The organism is Paenibacillus castaneae, assembly GCF_002884445.1.
Classification (GTDB): Bacteria; Bacillota; Bacilli; order Paenibacillales; family Paenibacillaceae; genus Pristimantibacillus; species Pristimantibacillus castaneae.
Map to the genome: position 1 here is coordinate 1273730 of NZ_KZ614144.1, position 16006 is coordinate 1289735.

13 protein-coding genes are annotated in these 16006 nt (G+C 45.8%); 12 read left to right on the forward strand and 1 reads right to left on the reverse strand.

The features are described 5' to 3' along the window. Positions 1–10: 10 nt before the first annotated feature. The 12 genes from CEF13_RS05350 to CEF13_RS05405 all read left to right on the forward strand — a co-directional run bounded on the left by CEF13_RS05350 (position 11) and on the right by CEF13_RS05405 (position 15621). On the forward strand, positions 11–1396 hold the full coding sequence (locus CEF13_RS05350) for a hypothetical protein (protein ID WP_102709762.1): 1386 nt from the start codon (positions 11–13) through the stop codon (positions 1394–1396). Further along, positions 1393–2562 carry a glycosyltransferase family 4 protein gene (locus tag CEF13_RS05355; protein WP_102709763.1) on the forward strand — a complete coding sequence of 390 codons (1170 nt, stop codon included), beginning with the start codon at positions 1393–1395 and terminating at the stop codon, positions 2560–2562. Before CEF13_RS05350 ends, CEF13_RS05355 begins: the two co-directional genes overlap by 4 nt. Continuing rightward, positions 2563–3684 (forward strand): glycosyltransferase, encoded by a 1122-nt coding sequence (locus CEF13_RS05360; protein WP_102709764.1) that lies wholly within the window; start codon positions 2563–2565, stop codon positions 3682–3684. A 1-nt stretch (position 3685) separates the two neighbouring features. Continuing rightward, entirely contained in the window at positions 3686–4258 is a 573-nt protein-coding gene (locus CEF13_RS05365) for an LbetaH domain-containing protein (RefSeq protein WP_102709765.1), read from the forward strand. 66 nt (positions 4259–4324) lie between these two features. Next, on the forward strand, positions 4325–5356 hold the full coding sequence (locus CEF13_RS05370) for a glycosyltransferase family 4 protein (RefSeq protein WP_102709766.1): 1032 nt from the start codon (positions 4325–4327) through the stop codon (positions 5354–5356). Positions 5357–5359: 3 nt separating this feature from the next. After that, entirely contained in the window at positions 5360–6259 is a 900-nt protein-coding gene (locus CEF13_RS05375; RefSeq protein ID WP_102709767.1) for a glycosyltransferase, read from the forward strand. Between the two features lie 8 nt (positions 6260–6267). After that, entirely contained in the window at positions 6268–7620 is a 1353-nt protein-coding gene (locus CEF13_RS05380; protein ID WP_102709768.1) for an oligosaccharide flippase family protein, read from the forward strand. A 1-nt stretch (position 7621) separates the two neighbouring features. After that, positions 7622–8587: a polysaccharide pyruvyl transferase family protein gene (locus tag CEF13_RS05385; protein ID WP_102709769.1), complete on the forward strand. Its 966-nt coding sequence runs from the start codon at positions 7622–7624 to the stop codon at positions 8585–8587. Positions 8588–8682: 95 nt separating this feature from the next. Further along, positions 8683–10053: a sugar phosphate nucleotidyltransferase gene (locus CEF13_RS05390; protein ID WP_102709770.1), complete on the forward strand. Its 1371-nt coding sequence runs from the start codon at positions 8683–8685 to the stop codon at positions 10051–10053. 31 nt (positions 10054–10084) lie between these two features. Beyond that, entirely contained in the window at positions 10085–11425 is a 1341-nt protein-coding gene (locus CEF13_RS05395; RefSeq protein WP_102716221.1) for a UDP-glucose dehydrogenase family protein, read from the forward strand. Positions 11426–11454: 29 nt separating this feature from the next. Continuing rightward, on the forward strand, positions 11455–14703 hold the full coding sequence (locus CEF13_RS05400; protein ID WP_102709771.1) for a hypothetical protein: 3249 nt from the start codon (positions 11455–11457) through the stop codon (positions 14701–14703). Positions 14704–14784: 81 nt separating this feature from the next. After that, positions 14785–15621, forward strand: coding sequence for a hypothetical protein (locus CEF13_RS05405; protein ID WP_102709772.1), 837 nt, complete (start codon positions 14785–14787; stop codon positions 15619–15621). A gap of 6 nt (positions 15622–15627) precedes the next feature. Here CEF13_RS05405 and CEF13_RS05410 read toward each other — a convergent pair whose 3' ends face one another. Then, positions 15628–15984 carry a helix-turn-helix domain-containing protein gene (locus CEF13_RS05410; RefSeq protein ID WP_102709773.1) on the reverse strand — a complete coding sequence of 119 codons (357 nt, stop codon included), beginning with the start codon at positions 15982–15984 and terminating at the stop codon, positions 15628–15630. Between the last annotated feature and the right edge of the window lie 22 nt (positions 15985–16006).

Here is a 16006-nt window from a genome sequence, read left to right on the forward strand (position 1 = left end):
TGGAGAGAAGATGAACAGTGGCTTGCAAACCAACCTTACGGCAACTGAAAAACTAGCTAAGCTTCAAAGCAAAGGTCAATTCTTTTTGGCCGTTTATCTGGTCATTCTATTGATGCTCACCGTCTATCAAGACTTTCCTTTGGTTAATAAGATCGGTGAAATCGGTAGAACGCCTATTATTGTGCTGCTCCCGCTGTTTGTATTCTGCGAAATTACGATGCTTGCGAAGCATAAGAGAGTGATGTACGGATCAAAGCTTCAAACGTATTTATTTGCTTTCATTCTTTATTTGAGCTTTGTCAGTATCGCTTATATTCTGGTTCAGTTTTTGCAGGGCAGCTACAGCTATGGATCGGAGAATCTGCTAGGAAAAGCGGTTAAGGTATTAATTTATTTTGGTTTAATTTTGCTCTATATCAGACATATGCAGCTCGTCTTTTCCAAAATTAAAAGCTTTAAAATGCTTTATGGCTGTTTTCTCGCAGCAGTGACGCTGCTTGCAGTCATTATGATTTTGGAGCTTATGAGCATGCCGAACGCATTCACATACCTGCACTCAGGGAGCCACCCCTATTGGAGAGTAAGGCTGCTGACGTCGGAGAGCAGTACAACGGGCTCTATCATCGTCGTCTATTCAGCCATTCTCATTTATTTGACCCAATATTTGAGTGCATTTGCTAAGCAGCTGTCAATTGGGTATATATCTATCTTTTTTCTATTTTATTTGTTTAATACAGGCTCGAAAGGCTTCTTAATTATTAGCATGCTGACGCTTGTCGTAACGATGATCAAATTTATGGATTTCAGGAAAAAGAGAAATTTTGTACTGCTCATTGCAGTTGTGCTGGCGATGTATATGTTTATTGTTTATTTCTCGGGCGGGCTGATTAAGTCATTCAATAATGATATTCAGAACTATACCTCGTCCTACACGAGAATGGGAACGATCATCATTGCGCTGCTCACCATTTTTCATCATCCGTTCGGCGTTGGAACTGGCGCATATTTGGTTTATTTCAACCAATACATGGATGATTCGATCAGCATGATGACTCATTTCTATTACAACGCTTTTGGCGTAAGCGAGATTAATACGGGAGAACTGATGCAATATTCAGGCTCGGCTAAAAACTTGGGTGTCAAATCAGGATTTTTCCAGTGGGTGATGTTCGGGGGGATATTCTCCTTCGTGTTCTTCTACATGATGGCCAAAAATCTGATTATAAAGGCTAAATCGAACTCAATCATATTTCTAGCCCTTATGTTCATTCTTTTCTCTCTGCTCTTAGTTACGCTTGAAATTAAATATGAAGTGTGGCTGTTATTCGCCTTTATTAGCTTATTTCTAGGCAATAACGATTTCAATCAATCCAATACGTCGAGGGTGGCCAAATGAAAATACTAGTTGTTTGCAGTGATTTTCCTTTTCCAGCCGACCATGGCGGAAGGGTCGATACATGGGGAAGAATTAAAGTTCTGGCTGAGCTGGGCTGGAAGATCCATCTCGTCGTTTGCGGCAAGCAAATGCCTTCTAATGAAGATATGGAAGCCGCGTACGTCTATGTAGAAGATATTAGGCTTTGCAGCCGTAGAAGCAAGCTGGCGGATCTGCTTCATGCCATCCCGATGCAGGTGCAGTCCCGAAGCGAGCTGCGGAACGTTGAGCTGGAAGGGGATTATGATTACGTGCTGCTGGAGGGCGATTATGTGTATCCCATCCTCTCTAATCCGAAAATCAAGCATGAAACGGTTATTTTGCGGGTTCATAACGATGAGGCGGTATACTTCAAAGCGCTTGCCAGAAGCACCAAAAATATAATCCACAAAATGTACTATCACATGGAGAGCAGCAAGTTCACTGTATTGCAGAAGAAGATGCTGGAGAAGGTCGACAAATATTTGTTTATTTCCAGCAAGGAGTTTGACAGCTTCCATAAGCTTAATCCTTCTGTCAAAAGCCTTTTCCTGCCGCCTCCGGTTACGAATGAAAGGTTCAGAATGAATGCTTTCAAAAGTAAGAAGGTCGTGTTTATCGGATCACTGTTTATGCCGAATAACCGAGAAGCGATCCAGTGGTATTTGGAGCATATTCATCCGTTGATGCTGAAGGAGCAGGATTACCAATTCATCATCGCAGGCAACAGCAGAAAGCAAAGTCTTAGCTGGCTGGAGCCTTATAATTTGACCCGCGTGGTCGTACATGATACTCCGAAAAGCTTGGATGACATATACAATAGCGGTTATTTATTCGTTAATCCGATGCAAAACGGTGCCGGCGTTAAGCTGAAGACGATTGAAGCGATTCAGAATGGACTGCCCGTCATCTCGACTTCAATCGGCTATGAGGGTACTGGCTTAGTGGATAATGAGCACATTATGATTGCAGACAAGCCGGAGCAGTTTTACGCCAAAATCAAAGAGCTGTTCGACAACCCGGATAAGGCCAAAAAGCTGCTGGATGCGTCGCAAAGCTTCCTGCGCAAGCATTACAACCATAAAGAAGTACTGAATGGATTCATTCATTCGTTGAACGCTAGTTATAAAGTGAAGCAGGTGCTGTGAATGGATAAGGTCAAAATTAATGTCATGTTTGTCACACATGCGGATAAGAAAGGCGGCGCGGAGCAAAGTCTTATTCATTTAATCAATTACTTGGATACATCCAAATATCGAATATTTTTGCTCAGTCCCGGCCATGCGGAATATTTGGATGAAATCAGAACCGAATACCGTCATTTTCCGCTGAGTCTTCATAGCATTAAGAAAAAATTCGGTATGGGCTATTTGCAAACCATATTTCGGATGAAGGCTTTCGTGAAAAGAAATCAGATCGATATTATCCATGCCAATGGCTGGAGAGCACCTTGGTACACGGCTCCGCTAAAGTTTCTAACTTCATGCAAGCTGGTCTGGCACCACCGGGATTACACGCATTTGCGGATGTTCAATCAAGTGCTTCCAAAGTTTTTCGATCAAGTCATTTGTATCTCGCACTTTGTAGCGAATTCGATCCAGGGCAGCAATAAGACAATTATTTATAACGGCGTTGATCCGGAATTGTCTTTGACTCTGAAGAGCCGAAGCTTTATGGAGGATGACACGCTTGTTATCGGGACGTTTGGAAGAATTGTAGAGTGGAAAAGATACCATCTCGTAATCGAGGCCGTCAAGAAACTAGCTGATAACCATAAATACAATTGGAAGCTCTTAATTGTAGGAGACGCATCGGTTGACGGCTCGCAAGGCTATTTCAACGAAATGATCCAGAAGGTTATCGATTACGGCTTGGAGCAGAACGTTATTTTCTACGGTTATAGCAAAAAACCGCTTGAAGTGATGAAGGAATGCGACCTTACGATTAATTTCTCGTTAAACGAACCGTTTGGCAGAGTCATTATTGAATCGATGCTCGTTCATACGCCAGTTATTGTGTCAGATTCCGGCGGAGCGCCGGAAATCATTCATCAGACAAGAGGCGGCTTTATTGTGAAGGACGGAGATGTTGAAGAGCTTTATCAAACCATCAGATTGGTGTATGACAAAGCTGTTGATCATCAGGAGCTTTCGAATGAAGGCTACAGAAGCGTGATGAGCGACTTTAATATGAGCACGATCGCACGCAAGGTAGAATCTACTTACCATTTATTGTTGGCGCAGAAATTGAAGTCGGAAGCGGCGGGATAATATGAGTATTTCATACAATCAATTGAGCTTCGGCAAGCTGCTTGCTGTGCTGAAAGGCGCGGTTGTTTTGCCGATCAAGACAAGCTCGGCCGGCCGGTTTGGCCGGATTTCCGGGAAGCTGACCGTGAAGAACAAAGGCGAGTTTGTGGTGGGACGGAACATTTCCTTTCACGCGAAACCATTTCCGTCTTCTATTTCCGTCAATAAAGGAGCCAAGCTGTGGGTTGGAGACAATGTGTTTTTTAATTACGGCTTAGATATCGGCTGTACGATGTCCATTCGTATTGGCAGCAATACGATCATTGGCCCAATGGTAAATATGATTGATACCAATTTCCACCCTGTAGATATTCAGGATAAGTCGTCAAGCAAAGCGATAGAAATTGCGGATAATGTCTGGATTGGCAGAGGCGTCGTTATACTTCCAGGCGTAACAATCGGCAGAAATACTGTAATTGCCTCCGGAAGCGTCGTGACGCGGGATATTCCCGCGAATGTACTGGCTGGAGGAACGCCGGCCAAGGTCATCCGCGAGATTGAGGTGCCGACCGATTGGATCCGCAGATACAACTAAAGAGAAGGCCTGACCTTAAGGTGCATAGAGTGGAATTTATTGAAGCAAGGGTAGGGAGAGCAATTGATGAAAGTATGGATGTGGCCGAAATCGAGCGAACTCAATTTTTACAATGATTTATTGTCCGATTCGCTGAATGGCGCTGGTATGGACATTGTGGATTTGAAGCACGGCAAGCTGCTGCTCGGCGTCGGTCGAACGAAGCCGGGAGATATTGTCCACATACACTGGATGCACCATGCCTATCAGAATCGCAATCCGCTGCTGTTTATCGTGAAATCATTCTTATTTATAATGACCATGCTTTATTTAAAGCTTCGCAACGTTCAACTCGTATGGACTATTCATAATCTTTATCCGCATCAGGTGAAATACCCGAAGCTGGAGCGTTTCATGCGAACGTTAATCTGCAAATTTTGCAGTAAGCTGATCGTTGCATCCGAGTCGATAAAACGGAAGGTTATGTCGGAATTCAACGTTCCGGAGGGCAAGCTGTTCGTAGTGAAGCATGGTCATTATTTGGGTGTTTACAAGCCAAGCGGAATAGATTTCAGACAGCGTTACCGCATTAGCGCCGATGCGCATGCCTACTTATTCCTTGGCGCCATTAAAGCCTACAAAGGTGTTGAGGATTTGATCGAAGCGTTCAATGCAGTGAAAACTCCAAATGATTATTTGATTATAGCGGGAAAAGCGGATCAAGCAATGGAGTCTTATCTGAAACGTGTAGAGGATACCGAAAATATCATTCTGGATATGCGCTTTATTCCCAATGAAGAGGTTGCGGACCTGATCAGCGCCGTCGATGTCATGGTCATGCCTTACAAAGAAATTACAACTTCGGGCTCCGCTATACTGGGGCTTTCCTTTAAGAAGCTGATCGTAATGCCGGACAATGATTTCATAAATGAATATTTCACGGAGGATATGGTTGTCCGCTACGATCCGCATCATGATAACGGATTGGAAAATGCGCTGAAAGCTGCCCTTCATGTGAAGAGACAGCAAGCAGCGCCAAATTATGATGAAGTGCTGAAGGATCTCGATTGGAGCGCAATCGCGCTAAAAATAAAAAAAGTGTATCAAGGATGGGGATAAAGGATGAAAGTAACGGTGGCCATCTGCACCCATAACCGAGCCAAGGATACAGGAGAGGCGATTGAAAGCGTCCTTGCTCAAAGCTTTGATAAAGAAAAGATCGAGATTGTCGTTATTGATAACCGGTCTACGGATCATACGGCTGAGGTGGTGCTTAAGCTAGCTAAGGTTCATGGTTCAAGGATTCGCTATCTGTTGGAGAATAAGCTTGGACTATCAGTTGCCCGGAACAGGGCGATACGGGAGGCAAGGGGCGAATACATACTTTTTCTCGATGATGATGCGCTTGCTTCACGCCACTGGGTGCGGCACATTGTGAATGTGTTCGAAAGCGATCCGCTGATTGGCTGCGTTGGCGGCAAGATTGATCCGATATGGGAAGCACAGGAACCGAAGTGGATTCCAGAAGAGCATCGCTCGGTATTCACGATACTTGATTATTCAAGCGGAGTGGAGGAAATGCCTGCACCGTCCATTCCATACGGTGCGAATGTCGCTTTCAGAGCAAGTCTATTCCGCCAAATAGCCCCTTTTCGCGAGGATTTGGGTCGAGTCGGCAACAATCTGCTGTCGAGCGAGGAGAGTGAGCTGATTGCGAGGCTTCGCAAGGATTATAAGGTGTACTACACGCCGTTTGCTTCTGTTCAGCACAAAATAGCAAAAGAACGCACCACTAAGAAATGGTTTCTGAAACGAATCTTTTGGCAGGGTGTAAGCGATGCGGTAAAACGGCAGGATAGAAGCGCATTAGCTGTCTTAAAGCATAGTATTCGTCTGATGCAGGCTTTAGGATCAGCACTCATTTCTATTTTTCATTTCAAGAAATTCATTAGACAGATTGTTAACATATGTTACCGCAATGGATCGCTTGTCGGCATCCTGCGATATAACAGTAGGGGTTGACGAGAAGGATGTCACAGCTCGCCATTCATAAAGTATGGAGGGGAAACGGACTCGTCCAGACGATATTCAAGACTAGCGCAACTAACCTTTTGGTTATGGTCATCAGCACGTTGACCTCCATTGTGACGGCTCGCATGTTCGGAGTTGTCGGCAAAGGAGAATTCTCAGCTATTCTTTTCTGGCCCACGCTGCTGGCGGGACTCGTAGGGTTCGGGCTGCCAACCTCGCTAATTTACAATATCAAACAAAATAAAGGAAACGGAGCAGATTTCGTAAGGGCTGGATTTCTGTTTCAAATTCCAGTCAGCATAATCGTCGGGGTAATCGCATGGATTTGGCTGCCTTCATGGCTGAGCAGCTATCCCGCAGCCGTTATTCAAACCGCGAGATGGTATACGGTGCTCATGCTTCCTATATTGCTGGCCATAAATTTAATATCCGCACTTGCTCAGAGTACTGGCAAATTTACCGTATACAATGGGCTGCGCTTGTCTGTTCCGCTCTGCAATCTGATTGGACTTATTGCGCTTTGGGCGATCGGCAGCTTAAGCCTGCATTATGCTTCACTTGTGTTTCTAGTAACAAGCGCGGTCATGATCGCATGGTCCATCTACAGCATAAGGGATGCACTGCGCATCAATTGGCTGCGAGGACTTGGAAATCGGCTGGCGGCAAAAGCGTTGTTCGGCTATGGAAGCAAAGTATTCGGGGTCGAGCTGCTTGGCACCATGTACACCCAATTCGATAAAATCATCATTCTTTCCATGCTGACTGCAAGAGACCTAGGATTATACACCGTTGTCTATGCGCTGTCCCGCATATTCAATGTGGTGCAGAACGCTATTACGAGTGTTATTTTTCCGAAGGTCACAGGTATGGATAAACAAACCATTATTGCAACCGTCGGCCGAGCATTCCGGCTGTCCATGCTGCTCATGACAATCGTCGTCATACCTTGCATGTTTATCGGCCAATTCTTGATGGGTATTCTGTTCGGGGCGCCATTCCTTGAAGCAAGCGGAGCGTTCTATCTTCTCTCCATTGAATGCATTCTTGGCGGGGGCTCATGGATTCTAGCATCCTCCTTTAATGCTATGGGGCGTCCTGGGCTTGTATTGATCAGGCAGCTCATCGCCTTGGCGGCCACTATCGGATTGTTTTTCGTATTTACTCCGCTTTACGGGCTAAATGGAATTGCGCTTGCCCTATTAATAGGGGCAATCATCCGCTTGGCGGTAACGATGGCATCGATGCGGATTGTTTTCAAGGTGGGGCTGCGAGGCATGTTGTTCGACAAGAAGGATTTTCAATTTTTATTCGATCGTTTGAAAGACAAGATCAAGCATAAAGGAGCGCAATGAAATGCCAATTGAACCGAATGTTCACCCTATGGACGAATTGAAAGGACAGCTGCGCCAAATTTTGAATGTTATTCCGCAGGGCTCCAGCATCTACTATATCGATTATCCCGTTCATAGCAACGGTGGAGATTTGCTGATCATGAAAGGCACGGAAGCTTTTTTTAAGGACTACAATATTTCAGTGCAAGCACGCTACAGCGTCCTTGACTTCCCTGATTCGCTGTTGATTCCGAGGGATCAGATCATTGTACTGCATGGCGGCGGAAATTTCGGAGATTTGTATCCTGCGCATCAGAAGCTGCGCGAGAAGATTATTGCGAGCTACCCTAACAACCGAATTGTTATTTTGCCGCAAACGATCTTCTACGATAAAGAGTCGGAATTCGATCGAACTGCTCATGTTTTCAATAGGCATAACGATGTCCATCTCTATGTAAGAGACACCCTTTCCTATCAAATGGCAGCTCAGAAGTTTCATAGCTGCAGCATCTATTTATCACCTGATATGGCGCATCAGCTATGGCCGATTTTGCCCAAAAGCAGTCCCGGCAAGGAGCTCCTATGCTTCTTCCGTACAGACATCGAGAAGACGAAAGAGCAGGAGCAGCTTGAAATGTCGGGCCGCGGTGATTATTTGGACTGGACCTCCCTTTATAACCGAGTGGAGAAAAAGTCAATAAATATGATCGTCAGAATGATGTCTAAAGGGAGCGGCCCGCTGCCCATGCATACGATCTGGGGCAAATACACCGATTATCTCGTGGATAAGGCAGTCAAGCGCTTCAGCGGTTATCGAAATGTACAAACCTCAAGACTGCATGGACATATATTATCCTGCTTGATGGACAAGCCTAATACGCTGTTGGATAACTCATACGGCAAAAATTCCAATTACTACAATACATGGACGAGCGGTATTAAATCAGCTCAATTGGTTGTAAAAAACGATGATTCACAGGTAGTTTAGTCCACAAAACCTTAAGCATTGGCTTACGAAGAAAGCTTTTGTTTCGTAGTTTAAACAGGACGGTCAGCTCAACAAAACTTTTAGGAGGTATCACGATGAAAATAGTGCTTCTTTCAGGCGGATCAGGCAAACGATTATGGCCGTTATCCAATGAGTCGCGGTCCAAGCAATTTTTGAAGGTGCTGAAAAATGCTGACGGAGAACGGGAATCGATGGTTCAGCGCGTATGGGGACAAATTTCGAATGCTGGGCTGCGCGAGCATGCTTATATCGCAACCAGCAAGCCGCAGGTGGAAATGATTCACAGCCAGCTTGGAAGCGAGATCGAAGTCATCGTTGAACCAGAAAGAAGAGATACCTTTCCAGCCATAGCACTGGCGGCTGCCTATTTATATTCCGTTCAAGGCGTTAGCTTGAATGAAACCGTTGTGGTCATGCCGGTCGATCCCTATGTGGATGAATCGTTTTTTCATAAGACGAAGGAGCTTGACCGCGTATTAAATGAATCGGGAGCGGATCTTGCTCTAATGGGCGTAAAGCCGAGCTATCCTTCTGAGAAATATGGATATATCGTACCAGACATCAATGCCCATGCGGATCAGAATTTCGTAGGCGTGCACAGCTTTAGAGAAAAGCCGCGAGAAGAGGAAGCAGCGGCGATGATCGAGCAGGCTGCGCTTTGGAACTGCGGCGTATTCGCATTTAAGCTTGATTTTCTAATTAATATATTGATAGCAAATGAGTATCCGATTCAGTATGACGAGATGCTCAAGCAGTATGGCAGGCTCCCGAAGAACAGCTTTGATTACGAGATTGTGGAGAAGTCCAATCATATTGTAGCGCTGTCTTATGAAGGAGACTGGAAGGATCTCGGGACGTGGAACACGCTGACCGAGGAAATAGAAACGCCTTTGATTGGCAAAGGAATCATCTGCAATAGCTCGAACAATACCCATGTGATCAATGAGTTGGATATACCGATTACACTGCTGAATCTATCGAATGTTATTGTCGCAGCTAGTCCTGACGGCATATTGGTATCAGACAAATCATCCAGTCCGCTTATTAAAGAGATAATGAAGCATTCCGATCAGCGTCCTATGTATGAGGAGCGGCGCTGGGGACGCTATAGAGTGCTTGATTATTTGAAATATCCAGATGGCAATGAAGTGCTGACGAAACGAATTTGCATCACATCAGGCCAAAATCTAAGCTACCAATACCATCAGCTTAGAAACGAGGTATGGACAGTCGTTAGCGGTCATGGGGAGATGGTGCTTAACGGTAGACGATTTGAAGTAAAAGCCGGCGATGTTCTAGTAATTACGAAAGACAGCAAACATAGCCTGCGCGCAGAAACGGATATGGATATCATCGAAGTGCAGACAGGCACGGAGCTTATTGAAGAGGATATTGTAAGGCTTGCTTTCAAATGGGATGAAATTTTGGAAATATGTTCTGCATAATGACGGGAAATGCAAGGAAGGAGCGGGGAAGATGAATATTACGGTTATCGGAACGGGCTATGTTGGACTTGTATCTGGCGTCTGTTATGCGGAGCTTGGTAACCATGTTATATGCGTGGATAAGGATGCCGATAAGATTGATATGTTGAATGCAGGCGGCATTCCGATTTATGAGCCGGGCCTTAAGGAGCTTGCCACGGCGAGCCGGGAGGCAGGAAGGTTATCTTTCACTACTGATTTGCCCGAAGCGATTCGCAGGTCCGATATTATTATATTGGCTGTCGGAACACCTCCGCTGCCAAGCGGCGAGGCGAATCTCGCTTATATTAATCAGGCTGCAATTGAAATCGCGGAAGCGATGAACGGCTACAAAATTATTGCGGTAAAAAGCACGGTCCCGGTTGGTACCAATGAGCGACTGGCGATCTTGATCAAATCTCATACTAAAGAGCGCTTCGACAGCATTTCGCTGCCAGAGTTTCTGAGAGAGGGCTCAGCGATTGAAGATACGCTGCATCCTGACCGAATCATCATAGGCGCTAACTGCCAAAGTGCGGCTGACACGATGATGCTGCTGCATGAGCCGTTAACCAAACATATTGTTGTGACGGATATTCGGAGCGCAGAGATGATTAAATACGCATCCAATGCGTTTCTAGCAACCAAAATCTCATTTATTAATGAGATCGCCAATATTTGCGAGAAAGTTGGCGCGGATGTGACGCAGGTAGCGGAAGGAATGGGTTATGACAGACGGATCGGTCCTTCCTTTCTGAAAGCGGGAATAGGATATGGCGGCTCTTGCTTTCCGAAGGATACTAGTGCTCTGATCCAAATTGCGGGCCATGTTGATTATGAATTCAAGCTGCTGCGCTCTGTTGTGGAAGTCAATCAGGATCAGCGCTGGAGTGTCATTCGGAAGCTGGAGACGATATTTAGCGGTGAGCTGCGAGGAAAAACGATAGCAGTCTGGGGTTTGGCGTTTAAGCCGAATACCGATGATGTTCGCGACTCGCCAGCAGTGGAAATTATTCGGCATTTGGTCGAAAACGGCGTAAAGGTAAAAGCGTATGATCCGATCGCCATGTCCAACTTTCGTACCATTTACAACATTGAGAATGTGGAGTGGTGTGATCAGGCGCTCGAAACGGCAAAAGGCGCTGATGCGCTCTGTCTGTTGACTGAATGGGATGAATTTACGACAGTTGACCTCGGACAGCTTCAAGCGATTATGAAGCAGCCGATTCTTATAGATGGACGAAATGTGTTTAAAGAAGAAAATTTGCTAGGAACTGATTTCATTTATTATTCGGTTGGCCGTCCTAGTCTTAATCAAGGCGTAAAGCAGCAAATGCCCGTTCTTCTATTTTAATTCAAAAATAATAAGTAGAGGTGAATGTGATGACGATTAGAAAAAAAGTAACGATGACCGCAATAGCGGTTTCCATGCTTGCTACATCAATTGGCGGTTTTCCGCTTAGCCAGAAAGGGCTGGCGGAGAAGCTTGGATTTGTTGACGTGGTGAATGCGGCTCAAGCGGAGCTGCCTTCAAAAGCTTTTCTGGAGCAGCTTAATAAGCTGCATGCTGCGCTTGCAGCGGGCGACCCAGTTGATGTGGAGGAGGTAAGGAAGCTGCGCGATGAAATCGCGGCGCTCGACGAGAAAGAAGGACAGAAGCTGCTTGATCCCATATGGATTAAAATTAGCGCCAAGCTTCCAGAATCCGTCGATCAAGGCGAGCTCAAGGCTAGCTTATTCCGAATCGTTAAGGCTGTCGGCTCATTCCAATATGACCCTGGAGCTTCGAACCTTGAAGCGATTCGCACCAATCCTGAGTTCCGTTCAACGTTGAAGACTATCGCAGCTGCCAGTGGCGATCCTAACATTACTATAGATGATTTTCTTATATTTCTGTTTGGTGACGGCGGCAGCCTTAAAGGCGTTGAGGGAACCATACGCGACCAGCTATCTAAGAAGTCCTCAATAGAGCTGATGGCGCTGCTCGGAAATAAGCAAGGGATCATGACTGTATTGCTTCAATCCATGGAGCAGCTGCTCGGAAAGACGGAGGATTACAAGTTTAGCTCGATTCTGAATAAGCTTGGCATATCGCCTCTCGATGTCAAGGCGACGGTCCTTAATTTCCAAATGAAGCTGAAACAGTCTGAACCGGCTATTAATGCAATGACTGTAGCCTATATGCGCTCTACCTCGCAGGAATCAGTGAAGATTAGCGAAGATGGGCGAGTTCATAATTATAGTTTAAAAGTATTTGGCGTGGATGTTCCTTCTGCGGTGTTGATCTGGAGCAAAGCTTCTGGAAGCTCTGAGGTAAGCGTATTACCGAACGGTACAGTGAGCATTCCTGCTGGCACGGCTAAAGCTTCGGCGGTTATTCAAGCTAAGCTTATGAATCCGTATGGCGGATCAGCAAAGGTTATTTTTCAGAAAGAAGTAACGTTAACCGGAGCAGGCGAGGAAGTGGAAGAGGGCAAATTCCCTTCTGAACTATTTCTGGCACGCATGAATAAGCTATATGCTGCACTTGCAGCGGGCGACCCGGCTGACATGCAGGATGTTAGAAACTTGCGGGATGAGATAGCCGGACTAGATTCCGTTAAGGATCAAGCGTTAATTGCACCGCTTTGGAATAAGATCGCCCTGAAGCTTCCTGCGTCTGCGGATAAGGCGAAGCTGAAGACAAGCTTGTTCGAAATAATCAAAGCGGTAGGCTCCATCCAGTATGACCCAGATGCATCGGGGCTGGAAGCGATACGAACAAATGCTGAATTCCGGGCAACGCTGAAAGCGATTGCGGCTGCTGGCGGAGATTCCAACTTAGTGATGGACGACTTTCTCCTATTTATGTTTGGAGACTTTAAGTCACTTAAAGGTATAGAAGGGACCGTTAGGGACAAGCTGGCAAGCCTGCCGCCAACGGAGCTCATGCGCTTGCTTGGGAATAACCAGGAAATCACAGCGCTTCTATTTCAAGCTATGGGCCAGCTGCTAGGTGAAACCGAAGCCTATAAGCTAAGCTCCGTTATGAGTGGACTGGGCATTACCCCTCAGGATGTGATGGCGACGGTTGTGAACTTCCAGCTTAAGCTGAAAAAAGCGGAGCCGGCCATTAATGCGATGACGATTGCGTATATGCGTTCTGAGTCATCCGAGTCGGTAAAGGTAAGCAATGATGGGCGCCAGCATGAGTACAGCTTGAAGGTGATTGGAATAGATGTTCCTGCGCCCGTGCTTGTGTGGAGCAAAGTGTCAGGAAGCGCGGACGTAACGGTGCTGCCGAACGGTACAGTTACTCTTGCCAAAAAAGTAATGAATGCATCAGCAGTTATTCAAGCCAAGCTGGTAAACCCTTACGGCGGATCAGCTAAAGTCATTTTTCAGAAGGAAGTGACGTTGACTGCAAAGGAAAGTGAAGGAGCGTTCTTCCCTGCTGAGCCATTCCTTGAGCGGATGGCGAAGGTATATGCAGCGCTTGAGGCAGGCGGTTCAGCGAATGTTAAGGATGTAAGGAATCTCAAGAATGAAATAGCTGGGCTTAATGCTGCTAAGGATCATGCTTGGATCGATCAAGTTTGGAACAAGATTGCTCCTAATCTTCCGAAGTCCGTTGACCAAATGCAGTTGAAGAAGGGTTTCTTTGAAATTATCAAAGCCATCAGTTCATTCCAATATGCACCGACAGCGGCAGAGCTGGAAGCCATGCGCGGAAATAAGGATTTCCAAGCTACGCTGAAGGTGCTTGCAGATGCCGGTGGTACTGCCAATCTTACGATTGACGATATATTGATTCTGATGTTCGGAGACGGCAAAGAGCTCGGAGGAATAGAAGGAGCTGTTCGCGATACGGTGGTAGGCATGAAGGAGCAGGATTTTGCTAAGCTGCTTCGCAGCAAGGACAACTTGAATACCGTCCAAAACAATGCATGGACTGCCGTATTGGCTCAAAAAGAAAGCTATGTGCTAAGCGAGGTACTGTTTAATTTAGGCGTCAAATCGACAGATGTGCAATCGGTCATTCAGAAATTCAAGTCCAAGCTGAAGTATGAAGAAAAAGCGAAAAACGTATGGAATGCAGCTTATGTACGTGCCTCAGTCGTGCCAACGGTGAAAATTTCCGATAACGGGGGCGAGCTCGAATATGGGCTGATGCTTCTAGGCAAAGAAATTCCTTCCACCAGCTTGAGCTGGGATAATGTAACTGAAAACAAGAACATCACAGTAACGCCGCGAGGCAAGGTAACCTTATCCAAGAAGGTGAACCAAGGTACTGTTGTTATCAAAGCGACATTGCCTAATGCATTTGGAGGCTCGGGACAGATTATATTCCAGCAAGAGATAACTCTTGTAAGAGATAATGGTGGAGTCATTGATCCAGAGACTGCGATAAATAATGTAATGAAGGCGCTTGATGTCAAGATAGCCGATATAACCAAAAGGCTAAAAGAAGCCAAAAACGATACGCAGAAACTAGGATTAATTATGGACGCCATAGTGGCTGGCAATGAAACGGCCACTGAGATTAATAAAGTGAACGCATCAAAAGGCGTCAAGAATAAAGCGATTAATGAAACAAGGAATAAGGTTAATAAAGTGATAGCTCTTATAATTAAAGATTTAATGCGTTTCTAAGCAGCAGCCAGCCTTTGCTTCTCTTTCTGGGAGAACAAAGGCTGGCCTATTTCAATGATCAGAAGGTGGTATCAAGCTAAGATGGATAAACAACATAAACGCAAAAAAAGGCGACGCCGCTTACAGAAGCCGGATGCTATAAATGTGATATTGGCCTCCATAACATTAGTTTTGCTGCTTACATGGGGCGGACTGCATTGGAAGGAATCTTCAGAGCAAAAGCTGCTCGTTCATGCAGACGGCGGAGAACAGGTGTTGGTATCAGAGGAAGGAGTAGGGTCCGCGGACTCCGAAGAGAAGGGCTTGGCTCCTGAAGGAGAAGCTGAGCCGTCAGCAACTGACGAGATAGCGGCCACTCCTGAGACACAGGCTGAGGCAGGAACTGAAACGCCGGTCATTGACGAGGAAAAGTCGAATTTGCCGACGAATACAAAACCAGCCGCACCGGATAAAAATAATAATAACGGCAATGCTCAGGCAACGAAGCCTACCAGCACGGTCAAACCGAATACAAAACCAGGCAGCAAGCCAGAAGCTGAGCTCCCATCGACGACCGAGAAGCCAGGCACAGCGGTAACACCACCGCCTGTCGTTCAAACCGGGCAGTATGAACAAGAAATCATAGAGCTGCAAGCGTCGTGCACACAGGATATGAATGAGGTATTAGTAAATGCAGAAGAAAGCATGGCGCAGCTTGATAAGACAGATCCATATGCCCTTCTGGCGTTTAATGACAAGGTGGCAAAGCAATTGGCGGATGTAGGGTCCGCTTGTGATAACAAGTTTCAAGAAATAACGGTAAGAGCGGACAAAGCTTCCGTCTCGCCAGAGGTCATAAAAGAGTGGCAGCAAGCATACGGCGCATTGATGGAGAAGTTAAAGGGTGAGTTTGAAGCGAAGCTGATGAAGCTACTGTAATTTCTATTATTCTTTCTTTGGCAAAGTACGGTCTCGGAGCACGCGTTCGAGCAAATGCCGAATCAAATCGAGATCGTCCTTTTCCAAAGGAACCCCGTCCCAGTGCAGCTGCTCATAATTTAAATATTGTTTAGCATTATGATTTAATTCTGCAGGCGGTTCTGGATAATCAGTAAGGCCTAGAAGATAATCGGCCGATGTATGCAGCTTTCTTGCTATCGTTTGGATCGATTCCAGCGTGGGCTGACGATAACCGGATTCATAACCCGCATATGTACTTTTTGCAACCCCTAAGTAATCAGCAACCTCCTGCATGGTCAGTTTTCTTTTTTTTCGCAGCTGCTTCAATCGTTTTTCGAACATGCTAAAGACTCCCTCCTGAACT

Coding starts and splice junctions, on each gene's coding strand:
- CEF13_RS05350 (WP_102709762.1), top strand. CDS start 11: ATGAACAGTGGCTTGCAAACCAACCTTACGGCAACTGAAAAACTAGCT.
- CEF13_RS05355 (WP_102709763.1), top strand. CDS start 1,393: ATGAAAATACTAGTTGTTTGCAGTGATTTTCCTTTTCCAGCCGACCAT.
- CEF13_RS05360 (WP_102709764.1), top strand. CDS start 2,563: ATGGATAAGGTCAAAATTAATGTCATGTTTGTCACACATGCGGATAAG.
- CEF13_RS05365 (WP_102709765.1), top strand. CDS start 3,686: ATGAGTATTTCATACAATCAATTGAGCTTCGGCAAGCTGCTTGCTGTG.
- CEF13_RS05370 (WP_102709766.1), top strand. CDS start 4,325: ATGAAAGTATGGATGTGGCCGAAATCGAGCGAACTCAATTTTTACAAT.
- CEF13_RS05375 (WP_102709767.1), top strand. CDS start 5,360: ATGAAAGTAACGGTGGCCATCTGCACCCATAACCGAGCCAAGGATACA.
- CEF13_RS05380 (WP_102709768.1), top strand. CDS start 6,268: ATGTCACAGCTCGCCATTCATAAAGTATGGAGGGGAAACGGACTCGTC.
- CEF13_RS05385 (WP_102709769.1), top strand. CDS start 7,622: ATGCCAATTGAACCGAATGTTCACCCTATGGACGAATTGAAAGGACAG.
- CEF13_RS05390 (WP_102709770.1), top strand. CDS start 8,683: ATGAAAATAGTGCTTCTTTCAGGCGGATCAGGCAAACGATTATGGCCG.
- CEF13_RS05395 (WP_102716221.1), top strand. CDS start 10,085: ATGAATATTACGGTTATCGGAACGGGCTATGTTGGACTTGTATCTGGC.
- CEF13_RS05400 (WP_102709771.1), top strand. CDS start 11,455: ATGACGATTAGAAAAAAAGTAACGATGACCGCAATAGCGGTTTCCATG.
- CEF13_RS05405 (WP_102709772.1), top strand. CDS start 14,785: ATGGATAAACAACATAAACGCAAAAAAAGGCGACGCCGCTTACAGAAG.
- CEF13_RS05410 (WP_102709773.1), bottom strand. CDS start 15,984: ATGTTCGAAAAACGATTGAAGCAGCTGCGAAAAAAAAGAAAACTGACC.